Raw genomic sequence first — 15,674 nt, forward strand, 5'->3', positions numbered from 1 at the left:
GAATGGCGGGGTGCAGGTCAGCAAGGACGGGCGGAGCTGGCGCATCGGCACCGCCGCCGACGTGAGTTGGATCGCTGGTCACACCACTGCCGGCGTCTCGATCACCACCGCCATCCCGCCGGTCTTCGATGCCTACGCCACCACGTACCAGGCCGACGACGTCACCGTCGCCAGCTACGAGCACGCCTTGGTCGAGGACCTCATCACGCACACTCCGGACCAGCCCTGGTTGCTGGCCTACCTCGACACCGGCGCCCACGACGTCGTCTTCCCCCACGCCCGGAGGGTGTTCCTCTACTGGGACTGGCCGTACGTGCTGGTCGAGGCCGGTCCCGAGCAGGCCCTCACCTGGCGCACCGGTGGGCACATGCGCCACGGCCGCGGAGCGCTACCCGATCTGTTCTTCCCCGCCGACCGGTCATGGCTGGTCTCCGCGCTCTGGGACGACACCTGGACCTGCGTCGGCGGCCCGACACCCGTGATCCACGCCCTCGAACGCGACCCCGTGGCCAACGCCCGCCAGGTACGACCCGGCGAAGACGCGCTGCCACCGGGACTGGTCCGCGAGTAACGACCAACGCCGACGTCGCGGTCAGTCCCGACCATCGCGATCACCTTGCGGCCACAGAGACATGACGAAGAGCCGGATACGGCCGGGAGGCGATCCGCCAGGCGCTACGACCGGAGGTCCGACGAGCAACCAACCGCAGCCCGCGCAGGATGCCAGTACCGTCGAGGATCTGAACACCTGGCTCGACGCTGACCTGCTCCGGCGGCTCTGGCCGCCCACCCTCTGGCTGCCGCCCCAGCTCCGCGATCGCTGGAAGGATGCCTTGCCCGAACTCGCCGCAACCCGCAGCAACGCGGCGTAGCGGTGGATCCCTTCCACGAACGCCTCGCCCGCACCGGGCTCGGGGCAGCCGAACGATACGGCTTCGCCCTGGCCGGCGGCTACGCCGTCCAGGCCGCCGGACTCCTGGAGCCTCCCCTGTGCTTTGCAGGTGTGCCGAACCAGCGGGAGAGCCTTTCTCGCAACGTGGCCTCGGCGGTGGCGGTGGGTTCGTCGAGCGTCGCGGCCCAGGCGACGTGCCGTGATGCCCCGGTCGGTGTGCAGGGTGAGGTCGGGTGCGAAGGTGCCGGCCAAGGCGTGGTGGCCGGAACCGGGCATCGGGTAGCGGACGTCGGCATGGGCGACGAGTGCTCCCATCCGGCGTTCGGCCGCGACGGCCGGGTGCCGAGCGCAAGGGCTCTCGATTCGTTGCGGCGCCGCCTCGTCGGATCACGTTCACCGAGACGGCGCCGCAACGCCCCACACCGGCCCGGGTCACGCTCGCTTCGTGAAGGCGGAACGCGCCCACAGGTAGCCGACGAGGGCGATCGCCACGCACCAGGCGACTGCGACGGCCGCGTCGGTGGTGTCAGGCGCGCTGTCGAGCAGGCCGCGCACGGTCTCGATGATCGGCGTGAACGGCTGGTACTCGGCGAACTGTCGCAGGCCCGGCCCCATCTTCTCCGCCGGGACGATCGCGCTGCTGAAGAATGGCAGCATGACCAGCGGCACGGCGGCCATGCCCGCCGTCTCCGGCGATTTCGCCGAGAGTCCCAGCGCGACAGTGAACCAGCCCGCCGCGAAGGCGAGCAGCACGACGACACCACCCACGGCGAGCCAGTCGGTCAGGCCCGCCTCCGGGCTGAACCCCAGCAGGAAGGCCACTCCGACGAGCGCCGCGATGGCGATCACGTTGGTCAGCACGCTGGTGACGACGTGGCCGGTCAGCACCGCGCCGCGGGAGACGTCCATGGCCTTGAACCGGTTGATGATGCCCTTGGTCATGTCGGAGTTCACCGCTGTCGCGGTGGCTCCCAGCCCGTAGCAGACGGCCAGCAGGATCAGGCCCGGCGTCGCGTAGTCGATGTAGTCCATGCCGACGCTGAAGGCGTCGCCGAACATGTAGACGAACATCAGCATGATGATGATCGGCATCAGGACGGCGTTGAACACCGAGGTCGGGTTCCGGGTGAGGTGTTTGAGGTTGCGGCGCAGCATGACCAGCGAATGGGACTGGGCGCTCATTTCGTGTCGACCTCCGTGGCGTGGCCGGTCAGGGCGAGGAAAACGTCGTCGAGGTCCGGGGTGCGCACGGAGCATTCCTCGGCGCTGAGGGAGTGCTCGTCGAGCCGGTCCAGCAGGGCCCGCAGTGACTTCGTGCCGCCGTCGGCGGGAACCCGCAGGGCCAGCGCGTCGTCGTCTCGGGTGGCCTCGGGGAAGATCCCCGCGGCGGCGTCGAGTTCGGCGGCGGTGGAGAACCGCAGCCGTACGTGTGTTCCGGGGATGAGGCGTTTGAGCTCTTCCGGCGTGCCCTGGGCGACCAGGCGGCCCTGGTCGAGCACCGCGAGGCGGTCGGCGAGTTGGTCGGCCTCCTCCAGGTACTGCGTGGTGAGGAAGATGGTTGCGCCGTCGGCGACCAGGTCACGCACGATCGACCACATGGTGCGGCGGCTGCGCGGGTCCAGGCCCGTCGTCGGCTCGTCGAGGAAGATGATCCGCGGATCGCCGACCAGCGTCATCGCCAGGTCGAGCTTGCGACGCATGCCCCCGGAGTAGGTGGAGGTCGGCTTGTCCGCCGAGGCGGTCAGCTCGAACCGGTCCAGCAGGTCCGTGACGATTCGCGCGCCGCCGCCGGCGACCCTCCGGTTGAGGTCCACCATCAGCTGGAGGTTCTCGCGTCCGGTCAGTAGTTCGTCGACGGCCGCGAACTGGCCGGTGACGCCGATGGCCGCGCGGACCGCCTTGGCGTCGGTGGCAAGGTCGTGGCCGGCGACCCGGACCGTGCCGCCGTCGGCCTGGACCAGGGTGGTCAGCACGTTCACCGTCGTCGTCTTGCCCGCGCCGTTGGGGCCGAGCAAACAGAACACCGTGCCGGCGTGGACGTCGAAGTCGACGCCGTCGAGGACGGTCTTGTCCTTGTACGCCTTGCGCAGGCCCGAGACCGAGATCGCCGGGATCGTCACGTGGTCACCTCCGGGGTGACCGCGGCGGCGTCGAGCGCCGCGGTGATCTTGTTGGTCATCTCGGCGACGGTTGGACCGGGTGCGCCCTGACGGGTACGGACGGCGGCGTCGAGGGCGACGACGACGGTGCGGCGGAAGTTGTCGGCCTCGGCCGGAGCCTGCTCGGCGAGCAGGCGCATCGCCTCGGTCAGGGCGGGCAGCACGCGGTCGGCAAGCTCGGCCACCGACCTGCCGTTCAGGTCGACGCCCGTGGACTTCTCCGCAAGCACGTGCCCGACCAGGCCGGTTGCCGAGGCCAGGGCGATGGACCCATCGGTGGCGATCTTGTGCGGCGAGCCGCCGGCGGCTCCGGCGGCCGACAGCAGTGCGACCGCACCGTACGCGGCCGTGCGAAGCGTGAGTTTGTCCTGGGTGGAGAGGTTGACGGGCACGGTGGTGAACTCCTTGACGTTGACGTTGACGTGGGCAGGTGGCGACCGCCGGGTGGCGACCCGGATCACTGGGCGGGTCCCGGCTCCCGACCGGGGCGGCCCACGTCCGAGGGCGGACAGGATCTTTCATGACAAACCTCTATTCTTTGGGCACGAGTCGGCCCGGACGTGCCACTGGATCGGAGTCAGGGCCGCCGGTTACGGCAGGGTGAGTTCGTAGCGGAGACGCCGCCCTAATGGGCGGAAGCCCAGGTGTCGACGCAGGGCGACCAGGTCGGAGTCCTCGTCGGCGGTGCGGGTCTCGATCTCCTCGACGTGTGGATGGATCTCGCGTAGTCGGGTGAGCAGAGCGGCATTCACCCACAGCCCCAGCCGCTGGCCGCGATCACCGACGAGCACGGCAGGGCCGTACTGGCGGGCGCGGACCTGCGGCAGTGCGCCCGTCATCGCCACGACATAGGCGGCCACCCCGCCGTCCGCCTCGGCGGCGCTCACCACCGCGGCACCGGGCCCGCTCGGATGCCGGAGCAGTTGCTCGACGCTGGTCGCGCCGCACGGATCCCCGGTCCAGTGACGCAGTCGGTATCCGGGGTGCTCGACATCGACCAACTCACCCAGCCAGGCATGGTGGACATCGCAGTAGCTGAGCAGATCATGGCTCCCGGATCCGGTGCGCCGAAATCCGTGCCGCTCACAGAACGACTGCGCGGCGGAATCCGGGGCGGTCTCCACGATCAACCGCCGGCCCACGGCGTGTGCGCCGACGGCGGCCAGCAGCCGCGATCCGATCCCTCGACGACGCCACTGCGGCTGTACGTACAGGTTCAGCTCGAGGGTGCCCGGCTGCGGGGCGGTCTGCGGTGGCAGTTCGTACTCGAACGGCATGACCGGCCGCAGTTCGGCGACCCCGGCCACCAAACCGGGCGACGTCACAGCGTGCCAGCGTGGGATGCCGAGATGATCCGGCGCCGCCACGATGTCGATCACGCTTTCGCTCATGCGTTCACCATCGCCCGGCCGCCCCGGCCGAACAACGCAGAAGATCGCATCGCCGCATTAGCCAGCGGTGATCGATCGACGACGACCCCGCGACGGCCGGTGGTCCGAGCCACGCTCGTGCCGCCCGTTCTCGGCGGGGCCGTAGACTGCCCAATCCCAGGCCGCAGTGATCGAAGGTAGGGCCGTCTGGTGGAGCTGCGCGACATCGAGATCTTCCTGACGCTGACCGAAGAGCTTCACTTCGGTCGCACGGCCGAGCGTCTGCACGTGTCCCAATCGCGGGTCAGTCAGTCGATCAAACAGCAGGAACGCCGGATCGGCGGGGGCCTGTTCGAGCGTACGAGCCGCGCCGTTCGGCTCACCCCGCTCGGCGAGCGGCTGCGCGACCGTCTCCGCGCCGGCTATAGCGAGATCATCTCCGGCATCGAGGAGGCCACCGCCACCGCCCGCGGCCAGGCCGGCACGCTGACCATCGGCACGATGGCCACCCAGTACCAGTCGGTCGAGTCCACCCTCGACCTGTTCCGGCAGCGGCACCCGCAGTGCGAGCTGCGCCTGCGCGAGATCCTGCCGACCGACCCGCTCGGGCCGCTGCGGGCCGGTACGGTCGACATCGGGATTCTCTGGCTGCCGATCCGCGAGCCAGACCTCACGGTCGGGCCGGTCCTGCACCGCGAGAAGCTGGTGCTGGCGGTGGCCGCCGGTCATCCGCTGGCCGGCCGGGGCAGCGTCGAGATGGAGGATCTCGGCGATCATCCGGTGGTCTACCCCGAGGGACCCATTCCGGACTACGTGTGGGAGGCGCACACCCCGTCCACCACCCCGGCCGGGCGGCCCGTCCGGCGCGGACTGGGCATCGTCACCCTCGAGGAGGCCTTCCAAGCGATCGCCGGCGGCAGCGTCGTGTCCCCGATCGGATCGGACGTGGGAGCCACCCGGCAACGGGGCGACATCACCTTCCTGCCCATCACCGACGGACCGGTGCTGCACTACGCGCCGGTGTGGCGCAAAGGCGGAGAGAATGCCCTGGTACGCGCCTTCGTTCAAGTCGTCACGAAGGCGCAGCAAACGACGTAGCCGGGCCGGGCACCGGCTGGAGTGCACACCCCGCACACATCCGCGAAGACCATCCACACGTTCATCGCGGTGTCCGGCGGGCACGGAACGTGGCACGGTACGCCTGGGGTGAGGTGCCGAGTTCCCGCCGGAAGGTGTGCCGCAGGTTGGCGGTAGACCCGATCCCGGTCCGCGTGGCGATCCGTGCGATCGGCTCGTCGCTGGCCTCCAGCATGCGCTGGGCGGCGAGCACCCGCTCCCGGGTGAGCCACTGGTGTGGGCTCATTCCGGTCAGCCGATGGAAGTGCCGCGCCAGCGTCCGCGGACTCATGTGCACCCGTTCGCCGAGCGATCGCAGCGACCATGGCTGGTCCAGGTGGCCGCGCATCCAGTCCAACAACTCCGGCAGCGGATCGTCGGGATCGGGGCTGAGCGGCGAATCGACGAACTGGGCCTGTCCGCCGCTGCGGTAGCCGGAGAGCACCAGCCTGCGGGCGAGCGCGGCAGCCACGTCCGCGCCGTAGTCCCCGCGTACCACGTGCAGGGCGAGGTCAATACCGGCGGACATACCGGCGGCGGTCAGGACGCCGGTGTCGTCGATGAAAAGCGCCCGCGGATCCACGGTCGCGGCGGGGAAGAGCGAGGCCAGCAGCGGTGCGGTCGTCCAGTGGGTGGTGACGTGCCGATGGTCGAGAAGGCCGGCGTGGCCGAGGATGAACGCCCCCGTGCAGATCGACATGATGCGGGCCCCGCGCCCGTGTGCCCGCAGCAGGGAGGTCAGCAGCGGCCGGGGTGGCACCTCGTGTTCCCTCGTCCAACCCGGGACGACGAGGAGGTCAGCGGCCTCCGCCTCGGCCAGCCCGTACGGGGCGGACACGGTGATCCCGCCGTCCAGCTCGATCTGCCCCGGTTCGATGGCGCACGTCCTGGTCCGGTACCACGATCCGAACCGGTACGCATAGTCCACGCCGAAGATCTCGTTGACCGTGACGTAGTCGAAGCTACCCGCGCCCGGGTAAGCCAGCATCGCCACGCTCGGTTCCTCGACCGGCATCGCAGACCTCCCTAACGCGCCCGCCGCGCGCCCCCGGGTGACGCTGAGTGACTGTCCACATTCTTGCGTTCGATGTCCAGATCCTTCACCCCGCTCCACATATCGATGGCACATTATTCGTGGATGGCGAGCGTGACGACCGACCGCAGCGAGTATCCGATGGGCGTATCGCTCAACAACCAGGTGATGTTCGCGGCGAAGGCTCGGCGAGCCGCCGTCGCGATGCTCGTGACGGTGGCGATTCTGCTGGCGCCGGGCGCTGTGGCGAAGGCCGAGATCCCTGCGGGCGGGATGTCCGCGGCCCAACTCAACGACGCCTTCCGCACGTACGGAGACACCAGCGGCAGGTGGAACGGAGGCGACAGCACCGCCTCGGTCAAGCTGCCCGACGGCCGGATGGTGTGGCTGTTCTCGGACACCTTCGTCGGCTCGGTCAACCCCGACGGATCACGTCCCGACTTCCAGCCGATGATCCACAATTCGATCGTCGTGCAGGACGACGCCACCCTCTCCGAGACGCTGACCGGCGGCAGCGTCGACGAACCGATGTCCCTGGTCGGCGCCGAGCGGGACGGGGATCCCACGAGCGCCGGCTACTGGGTCGGTGACGGCACGGTCGAGGACTCCACCCTCAAGGTGCTCTACAACCACTACCTGCGTTCCGGCCCGAATCCCCTCGACCTGAAGTTGACCGGCACCGCCCTCGCCTCGTTCGACCTGCCCGAACTGACCCTGCGCTCGCTCACCCCGCTCCCGGTGGCCGACCGGATCGCCTGGGGCTCGGCCATCCTGGAGGACGGCGACACCACCTACATCTACGGCACCCGGCTGGTCAACGACTCGGGGCCGGTGAAGCCGATCTACCTCGCCAAGGTGCCGGCCGGCGAGCTGGCCGGGCCGTGGCAGTTCTGGACCGGCGACGGCTGGTCGGCCGAGGAGTCGGAGGCCACCCGGCTGATGGCCGGCACCACCACCGCCTTCGGCGTGCAGAAGATCGGAAACCAGTACCTCCTGGTCACCGTCGACGGCAACCTCGTGTTCAACCCGGACACCGTCGCCTACACCGCGCCGGCGCCGACCGGCCCCTTCAGCGGACCCGTGCACCTCTTCCGGGCGCCCGAACCGCAGCCGGGCAAAGAGATCATCGTGTACGACGCCCGACTGCACCCCGAGTTGGCACGCCCGGGCAAGCTGCTCGTGTCGTACAACGTCAACAGCCTGGCGAACGCCGACAACCAGGCGGACGCCCGCCTCTACCGACCCCGGTTCGTGGAGGTCACCTGGCCACGGCCGGCGCCGGACCCTGCGACCCTGCCCCCGACGCCGACCGAGCTGTCCGCCACCGCCGACGAGCAGCGCAACGTTCAGCTCACCTGGACCGCCTCGCCGGGTGCCACCGGCTACCGCATCCACCGGCGGGACCTGTCGTACGGGCAGAGCCACCCGGTCCGGCTGCCCGGCCAGGTCGCGGCGCCGTCCTTCACCGACGCCGGCCTGGTGGACGGGCACCTGTACGAGTACGCCGTCTCGGCGGTGAACGGCAACGGCGAGAGCGCCCCGACGACCGTGGTGTCGGCCACCGCGCGCGGCGGGCCCACCCAGCAGGGCGAATTCCTGCCGGCCCCGGACGGCACCGCCGTGGCCGGTAGCTACCTCGTCGACCTGCGCGACGGCGCGGCCAGCGGCGAGTACGGCATCCGGGAGATCGCAACCCGCCTGGTCGCTCGATACGGCGGCAGCCTCGACGGGGTCTTCGGCGCGGCCCTCGGCGGCTTCTCGGTCACCGACCTGACCGACGCGAGGGCGCGCGAACTCGCCGCCGACCCGGCCGTCGAGGCGGTCGAGGAGGACCGCACGGTCAGCTTGGACGACGACGGCGATGTCTCGGCGTCGGACAGCGGTGGCGTCCAGGAAAACCCACCCTCCTGGGGCCTGGACCGCATCGATGGCGCCCTGGACGGCAGGTTCGTCTTTCCGTCCATGGGTGAGGGCGTCCACGTGTACATCCTCGACAACAGTGTGCGGACCACCCACACCGACTTCGGTGGCCGGGCCGACGTAGGAGGTGAAAAGCGCTCCCGCAACGTGGAAATGTGCGGCGCGCACGGCACCCACGTGGCAGGCACGGCCGGTGGAAAGAGCTACGGAGTGGCGAAGAAGGCGCACATCATCGACGTGCAGATCGGTTGCCAGATGGCCACGACCGCCGCAAGGATGACCGGGGGCGTCAACTGGATCACCCAACACGCCGCCCTGCCCGCAGTGATGAACATCAGCCTCAGCGTGGCTACCCGCTCGCGGGACCGGGACCGGCTCGGCAAAGCAGTGCAGGATGCGATCGACAAGGGCATCACCGTGGTCGCCGCCGCCGGCAACGCCGACGTGGACGCGTGCACGGAGGTGCCGGCCGCCCTGACAGACGTCATCACCGTGGCGGCCACCGACCAGGACGACAGGCGCGCCCCGCGCAGTAACCACGGGTCGTGCGTCGACATCTTCGCGCCGGGCGTCGGCATCACCTCGGCCAGCAACATGGACGACACCTCATCCCGCGTATCGGGTGGCACCTCCATGGCGACACCGCACGTCGCCGGTGCGGCGGCGCTGGTGCTGCAGGCACACAAGAACTACCGGCCCGAGCAGGTGTCCGCCGCGCTTCTCGGCCTGGCCGAGCCGGGCGTGATCCGCGATCCCGGCGTCGGTTCCCCCAACCGGTTGTTGCGGGTGGCGCCGCCGCTGGACGATACGCCCACCGGCCTCACCGCCACCCCGGCCGACGACGGCACCATCAACCTGGCCTGGGAGCCGATCGACGGCGACGGGATCAGATACCGGGTCTCGCAGCGGGACGTGACCGCCGGGCAGCGCGATCCGGTGGAACGGCAACCGACGATCTGGAGCGGCACCAGCGCGGTCGCCGACCACCTCGTGCCCGGGCACACCTACGAGTTCTCCGTGGTCGCGGTGAACAGCATGGCGGTCAGCCCTCCATCGGAGCCGGCCACCGCGACGTCGACAATCGCGGCGCCGCCCGCACCCGGCGGGTTGACCGCCACCGCCCAGGGCAACGGCACCATCGAGCTGACCTGGACCGAGCCGCAGTCGGACGTCTGGTACTGGGTCTACCAACGCGACACCACGATTGACGAGCAGGAGTTCACCAAGCTGCCGCTGCCGCTCACCGAGTGCTGCTCGATGGAAGCGGGCTTCCTCACCCACGGCCACACGTACGAGTTCAAGGTCAGCGCGACCAACCGTGGCGGTGAGGGGCCGACATCGGCACCGGCCACCGCGACCGCGTACTTCGATGCGCCGGCCGCCCCGACGAACCTGCGCGTCACACCCGGCGACGGCATGACCACCCTCACCTGGGACCCGTCCGCCACCGAGGATGTCTGGTACTGGGTCTACCAGCGCGACGCTACCGAGAACGAGGAGTGGGAGCAGCTCCCGATACCGATCTCCGAATGCTGCACCATGCCGGCGCAGTACCTCGCCAACGGCCACGAGTACGAGTACAAGGTGACCGCGACGCGGGGTTCCGAGAGCCTGCCCAGCAACGTGGCCCGAGCCAAACCCATGCCACCGCTGCCCGGCCAGCCGACGAACCTGACCCTCCGGCCGCTGTCCACCGGCGACATCACCCTGACCTGGGACGCGCCCAGCCCGAACCTCTACTACCGAATCTACTGGCGGGACGTCACCGCAGGTGAGACCACCTTCAAACGATCCGAGGTCCCCACCGACAAGACCACCGCCACCTGGGAATACCTCACCCACCTGCACACGTACGAGTTCAAGGTGACCGCCGAGAACCTTTCCGGCGAGGGCGCGGCGTCGGCGCCGGTGCAGGCCCGGAGCACGGTGGCGCGGCCGACGGCACCGACGAACCTGCGGACCGTGCCGTCCGGCAGTCTGCAGATCCGGCTGACCTGGGACGCGCCCGGCCCGAACGTCCTCTACTGGGTGTACTGGCGGGACGTGACCGCGGGCGAGACCACCTTCCGCAAGTCGCCTTACCCGACGGAGCTGACCGAGGCGACCTGGCAGTACCTGGTCAACACCCATGTCTACGAGTTCAAGGTGAGCGCCACAAACGTGGCGGGGGAAGGGCCTGCCTCGGCGACCTCCCGGGCCACCGCCATCGGCATCGCCCCCCAACCACCGAGCAACCTCAAGGCGACAGCCGGGGACAGCTTCGTCCGCCTCAACTGGACGGCCAGTCCGACCGCTGGCGTGATGTACGTCGTCTACCACCGCAACGCCTCTCGCAACCAGTCCTGGCGGAAGATGCCGTACCCGGTCGACGGCTGCTGCACGTTCACCGCCGAGTACCTGACCAACGCAGAGCGGTACGAGTACCGAGTCGCCGCCACCAGTGCCGCAGGCGAGAGTGATCCTTCCAACGTGGCCGGTGCGACGCCGATGCCGGTCTTCCCGAAGCCGCCGACCAGCCTGCGGGCCACCGCCGGAAACGGCAAGGTCTCCCTCGCCTGGTCGGCCAGCCCCACCCCCCGGGTGTATTACCTGATCGAGTACCGCAAGTCCGGCGGCTCGTGGAAACGCCTGCCGTATCCGGTCGACACCTGCTGCTCGTTCACCGTGAACCTGCTGAACAACGGCACCACGTACGAGTTCCGCGTGCGGGCGACAAATGTGGCCGGCGACAGCAGCCCGTCCAACACCGACTCGGCCCGACCGCTGCCGCCGTTCCCGCAACCGCCGTCGAACCTCAACGCGAGCAACGCGGGCAACGGCGCGGTGAAGTTGACCTGGACGCGGAGTTCCACGGCCAACGTCTACTACTGGATCGAGTACCGCAAGGTCGGCGGCTCGTGGATCCGCCTGCCGTATCCGGTGAGCACCTGCTGCTCGTTCACCGTGAAGTACCTGAACAACGGCACCACGTACGAGTTCCGGGTGCGGTCGACGAACCTGGCCGGGACCAGTTCGCCGTCGAACACCGACACCGCCCGGCCGATGCCGCCGTTCCCGAAACCGCCGTCCAACCTGCGCGCGGTCGCCGGGGACAGTTCGGTCAAGCTGAGCTGGTCGGCCAGCCCGACCCCGGACGTGTACTACCACGTCTACGTGCGCGACGCCACGCTCAACGGCTGGTGGGAGAAGCTGCCGTACCCGCTGAACAAGAGGTCGATGACCGTCGGATACCTCGGCAACGGCCACTACTACAACTTCAAGGTCACGGCGATCAACGCCGCTGGGGAGAGCGCGTCGACGAACATCGTCACCGCGTTGCCCCAGTGGGCCGACGGCACCACCCGGACCGCCGAGATCACCAGCAGCTGGATCTTCGCCAGTTTGGGGAAGTTCGACCCCATCCAGCGGTTCGACGTCACCGCCGGTGTCCGCGGCACCCGCACCGGCGACTACATCCAGGTCGACGGCTACTGGCGCATGAACAACGACAAGCGGTTGCTGTCCGGCATCTTCTGGTACCTCGTCATCGACTGCACCGAGAACTACACCGTCATGCACCGGACGTTGGCATATCCCACGGGCGGCCCGACCAGCGGCAGCCTGACCTTTCACTACAAGAAGAACCCGCAACGCAAGTACCGGGTGCAGGTCTGGGGCGTCGGGGACATCACCTACAGCGGAGGAATCCATGCCAGATTCGCCCGCTACCCGTCGTCAGGCATCATCCCTTTCATCAAGGGGACGCCGTGCTTCTGACGACAGAAGCCTGCCTGGTAAGGCTCTGCATCCGGCATCGCGTATTTTGCCTGACCCACGTCCGGCTCGGCCTCGTACGTGCGCCGCGACCGGCGAAGCCCTCAGCTGGCCGTGGCGGAGGTCAGGCCGCCGCGCGGCTGGGCCACGTCCTCCTCGATAGCGGCCTGGCAGTTCTCGGCGACGCTGACCTTCCGGGCGATCACCCCGATCAGCACTCCGTAGATCACTTTCGAGGTGATGTCGGCCAGTGTGTAGGTGATCTGCCGGGCCACCACCCCGTCGGCGGATTCCCACATCGCCGGCATGAGATATGCCCCCGGATAGAGCATCCAGGAGACGAGGATCAGCCACCACACGGACCGGGCCGGCCCGCGGGCGGCGCGGGGCAGCCGGCCCAGGTTGCCGAAGATGAGGCGGGCGACCAGGGCGAGCAGGAACAGGAAGAAGACGGTGCTGACCAGGCCCCAGATCCAGAACGGCCAGGACCTGTCCACCTCGTAGAACTGGCCCGCATAGCCCGTGTAGATCATCGCCAGGCCGGCGGCGACGAACAGCGCCCACGTGCGGTGGAAGCGCCGGCCGGTGACACCGAGCACCACCAGCAACTGGATCAGCAGCACCGGCACGTCGATGGACCAGTTCATGTACCGGTAGCCGTTTGAGAAGAGGGTGTCGGTGTTGACGAACGCGCTGCCGTTCCAAGCGAACGCCTCGGACCAGCGCTGTGACAGCACCCAGAGTTCGAAGAACGCGGAGATCATGACCACTGCTGAGAGCACCGAGGCGAGCCGGTACCGCGGAGCGATACCGGACATGGTCAGCAGGAAGTAGAGGAGCCCGGCCGCCATGACGGCGTAGCCGAGGGTCAGCACGTGCGAGACCAGCGTGTACTGGATGACGTTGTAGCCGAACTCGTTTTCGAAGTTCATGCCGCTGGCCCGCCCTTCCGGCCCGGGATCGTCTCCGATAGCGGAACGTGGTGCCCCGTCTCCGCGATCGGAGTTATTTCCCCTTGTAACCCAAAAACGTCTATACCCATCCTAAGCTGACATCTGGGGAACGGTCCCTCAATCCAGCGAGCCGGGATTGGCTAGGGAGTTGCCGTGGAGTTCTGGCTGTGGTTCTACGTCGCCGCCATGGCGGTCGGCGTCGTGCTCTTCCGCTACTGGCGGGCCAATCCCAAGGGCATCCCGCCGGTGGAGTACGCCATCGCCACGGCTATTCCGCTCTGGTCGGGATTCTGGTACGTGGTCATGGCGGTGGGCGGCGGTCGAATCGACGTCGCCGATCAGACGACGTTCTGGGCCAGGTACGCCGACTGGGTGGTCAGCACTCCGCTGCTGCTGATCGCCCTCTCGCTCACCGCGATGCACGCGTTGCCGCACAAGCGCTGGGGACTGGTACGCGCGCTCGTCGCCGCCGACATCATCATGATCACAAGCGGTTTCCTGGCTGATCTCATGGAGAGCCCGACCTGGCGATACGGCCTCTATCTCCTCGGGGTGGTGGCCCTGTTGGTGGTCTTCGGGCTGATCTGGGGGCCGCTGCGGGCCACCGCAGCCCGTCAACCGGCCCCCATGTCGAGGGTCTTCACGCAGGTGGCGCTCCTGCTCAGCGTGCTCTGGGTCGGCTACCCGCTGATCTGGATTCTGGGGCCGTCCGGGTTCGGGCTGTTCGGGGACACCACCGACACCGCCCTGTTCGTGGTCCTGCCGATCCTGTCCAAGGTCGTGTGGAGCGCGGTCGACCTGGCTCTGCTGCGGCGTCTGTCCGACCGCGGCCTGCTCACCGTCGCGTGACGCCAGCCTCCCGTCAGGTCGTCCGGCCGGTTCACCCTCCACCCGGCGACTGGCTGCTGCGCCGGGTCGGCCGTTCGGGCCCGATCGCACTGGCTGGGCTCACCTGCCTGGCCCTGCTGGTTCCGGGGGTGACGGCCTGGGCGGGAACCCTCCCGCTGCTCGTGGGCCTGCTGATCGGCCTTCCGCACGGCGCCGTCGATCACCTGGTACCGGCCTGGATCTCCGCCAAGGCACGGCCGCTGCGGCGCACCGTCGGGCTGCTGCTCGCGTACCTCGTGACGGCCGCCGCCACGGTTGCGCTGTTCCTCTGGGCGCCCGTCCCCGCCCTGACCGGATTCCTGATCCTCGCGGTGCTGCACTTCGGCACCGGTGACGTGGCGTACCACGCCGAGCGGGACGGGCGGCCACCGGTCCGTCCCGTGCTCGCCGTCCTGGCGTACGGCGGGCCGCCGGTGGTGCTGCCAATCGCGCTGTGGCCCGGTACGGTCGACCCGCTGCTGGACGCGGTTGCCCCGGGCGCCTCAGCCGCGTTCGCGCCGACCGGACGGCTGATCGCCTTGTCCGTCGTACTCCTGGCAGCCCTGGTGACCGGACTCCGCGACCTGGCCGCCCGCCGGGGTGGGGATGTGGCGACGCTCGGGGTCCTCGTCGCAGCCTTCGCGGTGGTGCCGCCGCCGCTGGCGTTCGGCGGGTACTTCGCGATGTGGCACTCCGCCCGGCATGTCGCCCGGTTGTTGCGCGCCGACCCGGGCAACCGCCACCACCTAGCGGCCGGACGGCTGGGCGGTCCGATCCGCCGGTTCACCCGGCAGGCGACGTTGCCCACCATCGCCGCCTTCGCCGGCCTGCTCGTCCTGGTATGTGTCGACGCATCGCCGACCTTCAGCCCGGCGGCCGCAGGTCCGTACCAGGAAGCCCCGTTACATCTGGTCTTCGCGGTACTCGCCGGGCTCACCGTGCCGCACGCGGCAGTGGTCGCCCGGCTCGATGTACGGACGGCCCGGTGAGAAGTGCAGACGATGTCACTCGACGCGCATCGGGATTGGGGCGTCGACCGCCGGCGGGCGCGGGAGTTGGCTCACCCCGTCGAGGGTTTGCACCGGCCGAGCGGGGAAAGTTGACGAAACGGCAGTCGACACGGCGATCGGCTCATCCGAGCACCACCAGGAACCGACAGAGAGGAGTGCCCGATGCCGAGCACCACGATGCCCATGCTGGAGACGTACCCGAAGTCGATCAACCTGGACCGGACGAAGCTGGCGGCTACGATCGATGCCCTCAATGACTGCGCGCAGGCCTGCACCGCGTGCGCGGACGCCTGCCTCAGCGAGGACATGGTCGCCGAATTGACCAAGTGCGTCCGGACGAACCTGGACTGCGCCGACATCTGCGCGGCCACCGCCCGGGTGCTCTCCCGCCACACCGGCTACGACGCCAACATCAGCCGCGCCATGCTGGAGGCGTGCGTCACGGCCTGCGTGTCGTGCGGGGACGAGTGCGCCGCGCACGCCGAGAAGCATGAGCACTGCCGGATCTGCGCCGACGCGTGTCGCGCCTGCGAGCGAGCCTGCCGCGACCTGCTGGCCACCATCAACTGAGGGGGTCGGGCGTTTCCCCCGGCACCACGGG

At 69.2% G+C, this 15,674-nt stretch carries 12 protein-coding genes and 1 pseudogene; 7 read left to right on the forward strand and 6 right to left on the reverse strand.

Annotation, left to right across the window (positions count from 1 at the left end; genetic code table 11):
• Positions 1-10: 10 nt before the first annotated feature.
• Positions 11-571, forward strand: a complete 561-nt coding sequence (locus tag O7624_RS12780; RefSeq protein ID WP_282240148.1) for a hypothetical protein — start codon at positions 11-13, stop codon at positions 569-571.
• Positions 572-645: 74 nt separating this feature from the next.
• A pseudogene (locus O7624_RS30670) lies at positions 646-872 on the forward strand (hypothetical protein); the annotation flags it as partial.
• 452 nt (positions 873-1,324) lie between these two features.
• Here O7624_RS30670 and O7624_RS12785 read toward each other — a convergent pair.
• From O7624_RS12785 to O7624_RS12800, 4 genes are all read right to left on the reverse strand, one after another.
• Positions 1,325-2,074 carry an ABC transporter permease gene (locus O7624_RS12785; RefSeq protein ID WP_093408418.1) on the reverse strand — a complete coding sequence of 250 codons (750 nt, stop codon included), beginning with the start codon at positions 2,072-2,074 and terminating at the stop codon, positions 1,325-1,327.
• A complete protein-coding gene (locus O7624_RS12790; protein WP_282240149.1) occupies positions 2,071-3,012 on the reverse strand; it encodes an ATP-binding cassette domain-containing protein in 942 nt (313 codons plus the stop codon). The genes O7624_RS12785 and O7624_RS12790 overlap by 4 nt, the downstream gene beginning before the upstream one ends.
• A complete protein-coding gene (locus O7624_RS12795) occupies positions 3,009-3,512 on the reverse strand; it encodes a hypothetical protein (RefSeq protein ID WP_282240150.1) in 504 nt (167 codons plus the stop codon). Before O7624_RS12795 ends, O7624_RS12790 begins: the two co-directional genes overlap by 4 nt.
• 129 nt (positions 3,513-3,641) lie before the next feature.
• Complete coding sequence (locus tag O7624_RS12800; RefSeq protein WP_282240151.1) at positions 3,642-4,442, reverse strand: GNAT family N-acetyltransferase; 801 nt, start codon at positions 4,440-4,442, stop codon at positions 3,642-3,644.
• A gap of 189 nt (positions 4,443-4,631) precedes the next feature.
• Between O7624_RS12800 and O7624_RS12805 the strand changes: the two genes are divergently transcribed.
• Positions 4,632-5,519 carry a LysR family transcriptional regulator gene (locus tag O7624_RS12805; protein ID WP_282240152.1) on the forward strand — a complete coding sequence of 296 codons (888 nt, stop codon included), beginning with the start codon at positions 4,632-4,634 and terminating at the stop codon, positions 5,517-5,519.
• Between the two features lie 61 nt (positions 5,520-5,580).
• Here the strand turns inward: O7624_RS12805 and O7624_RS12810 are convergent, their stop codons facing one another.
• Complete coding sequence (locus O7624_RS12810) at positions 5,581-6,552, reverse strand: helix-turn-helix domain-containing protein (RefSeq protein ID WP_170863551.1); 972 nt, start codon at positions 6,550-6,552, stop codon at positions 5,581-5,583.
• 123 nt (positions 6,553-6,675) lie between these two features.
• On the opposite strand from O7624_RS12810, the gene O7624_RS12815 reads away from it, so the two are divergent.
• Positions 6,676-12,246, forward strand: a complete 5,571-nt coding sequence (locus O7624_RS12815) for a fibronectin type III domain-containing protein (RefSeq protein ID WP_282240153.1) — start codon at positions 6,676-6,678, stop codon at positions 12,244-12,246.
• Positions 12,247-12,347: 101 nt separating this feature from the next.
• Here the strand turns inward: O7624_RS12815 and O7624_RS12820 are convergent, their stop codons facing one another.
• On the reverse strand, positions 12,348-13,175 hold the full coding sequence (locus tag O7624_RS12820) for a bacteriorhodopsin (protein WP_282240154.1): 828 nt from the start codon (positions 13,173-13,175) through the stop codon (positions 12,348-12,350).
• Positions 13,176-13,349: 174 nt separating this feature from the next.
• On the opposite strand from O7624_RS12820, the gene O7624_RS12825 reads away from it, so the two are divergent.
• The 3 genes from O7624_RS12825 to O7624_RS12835 all read left to right on the forward strand — a co-directional run bounded on the left by O7624_RS12825 (position 13,350) and on the right by O7624_RS12835 (position 15,643).
• Positions 13,350-14,045 carry a bacteriorhodopsin gene (locus tag O7624_RS12825; protein ID WP_282240155.1) on the forward strand — a complete coding sequence of 232 codons (696 nt, stop codon included), beginning with the start codon at positions 13,350-13,352 and terminating at the stop codon, positions 14,043-14,045.
• A complete protein-coding gene (locus O7624_RS12830; RefSeq protein WP_282240156.1) occupies positions 14,042-15,052 on the forward strand; it encodes a Brp/Blh family beta-carotene 15,15'-dioxygenase in 1,011 nt (336 codons plus the stop codon). Before O7624_RS12825 ends, O7624_RS12830 begins: the two co-directional genes overlap by 4 nt.
• Before the next feature lie 183 nt (positions 15,053-15,235).
• Positions 15,236-15,643 carry a four-helix bundle copper-binding protein gene (locus O7624_RS12835; protein WP_282240157.1) on the forward strand — a complete coding sequence of 136 codons (408 nt, stop codon included), beginning with the start codon at positions 15,236-15,238 and terminating at the stop codon, positions 15,641-15,643.
• Positions 15,644-15,674 lie beyond the last annotated feature (31 nt).

The sequence above is a fragment of the Verrucosispora sp. WMMD1129 genome (genome assembly GCF_029581255.1).
In the GTDB taxonomy this organism is placed as follows: domain Bacteria; phylum Actinomycetota; class Actinomycetes; order Mycobacteriales; family Micromonosporaceae; genus Micromonospora; species Micromonospora sediminimaris.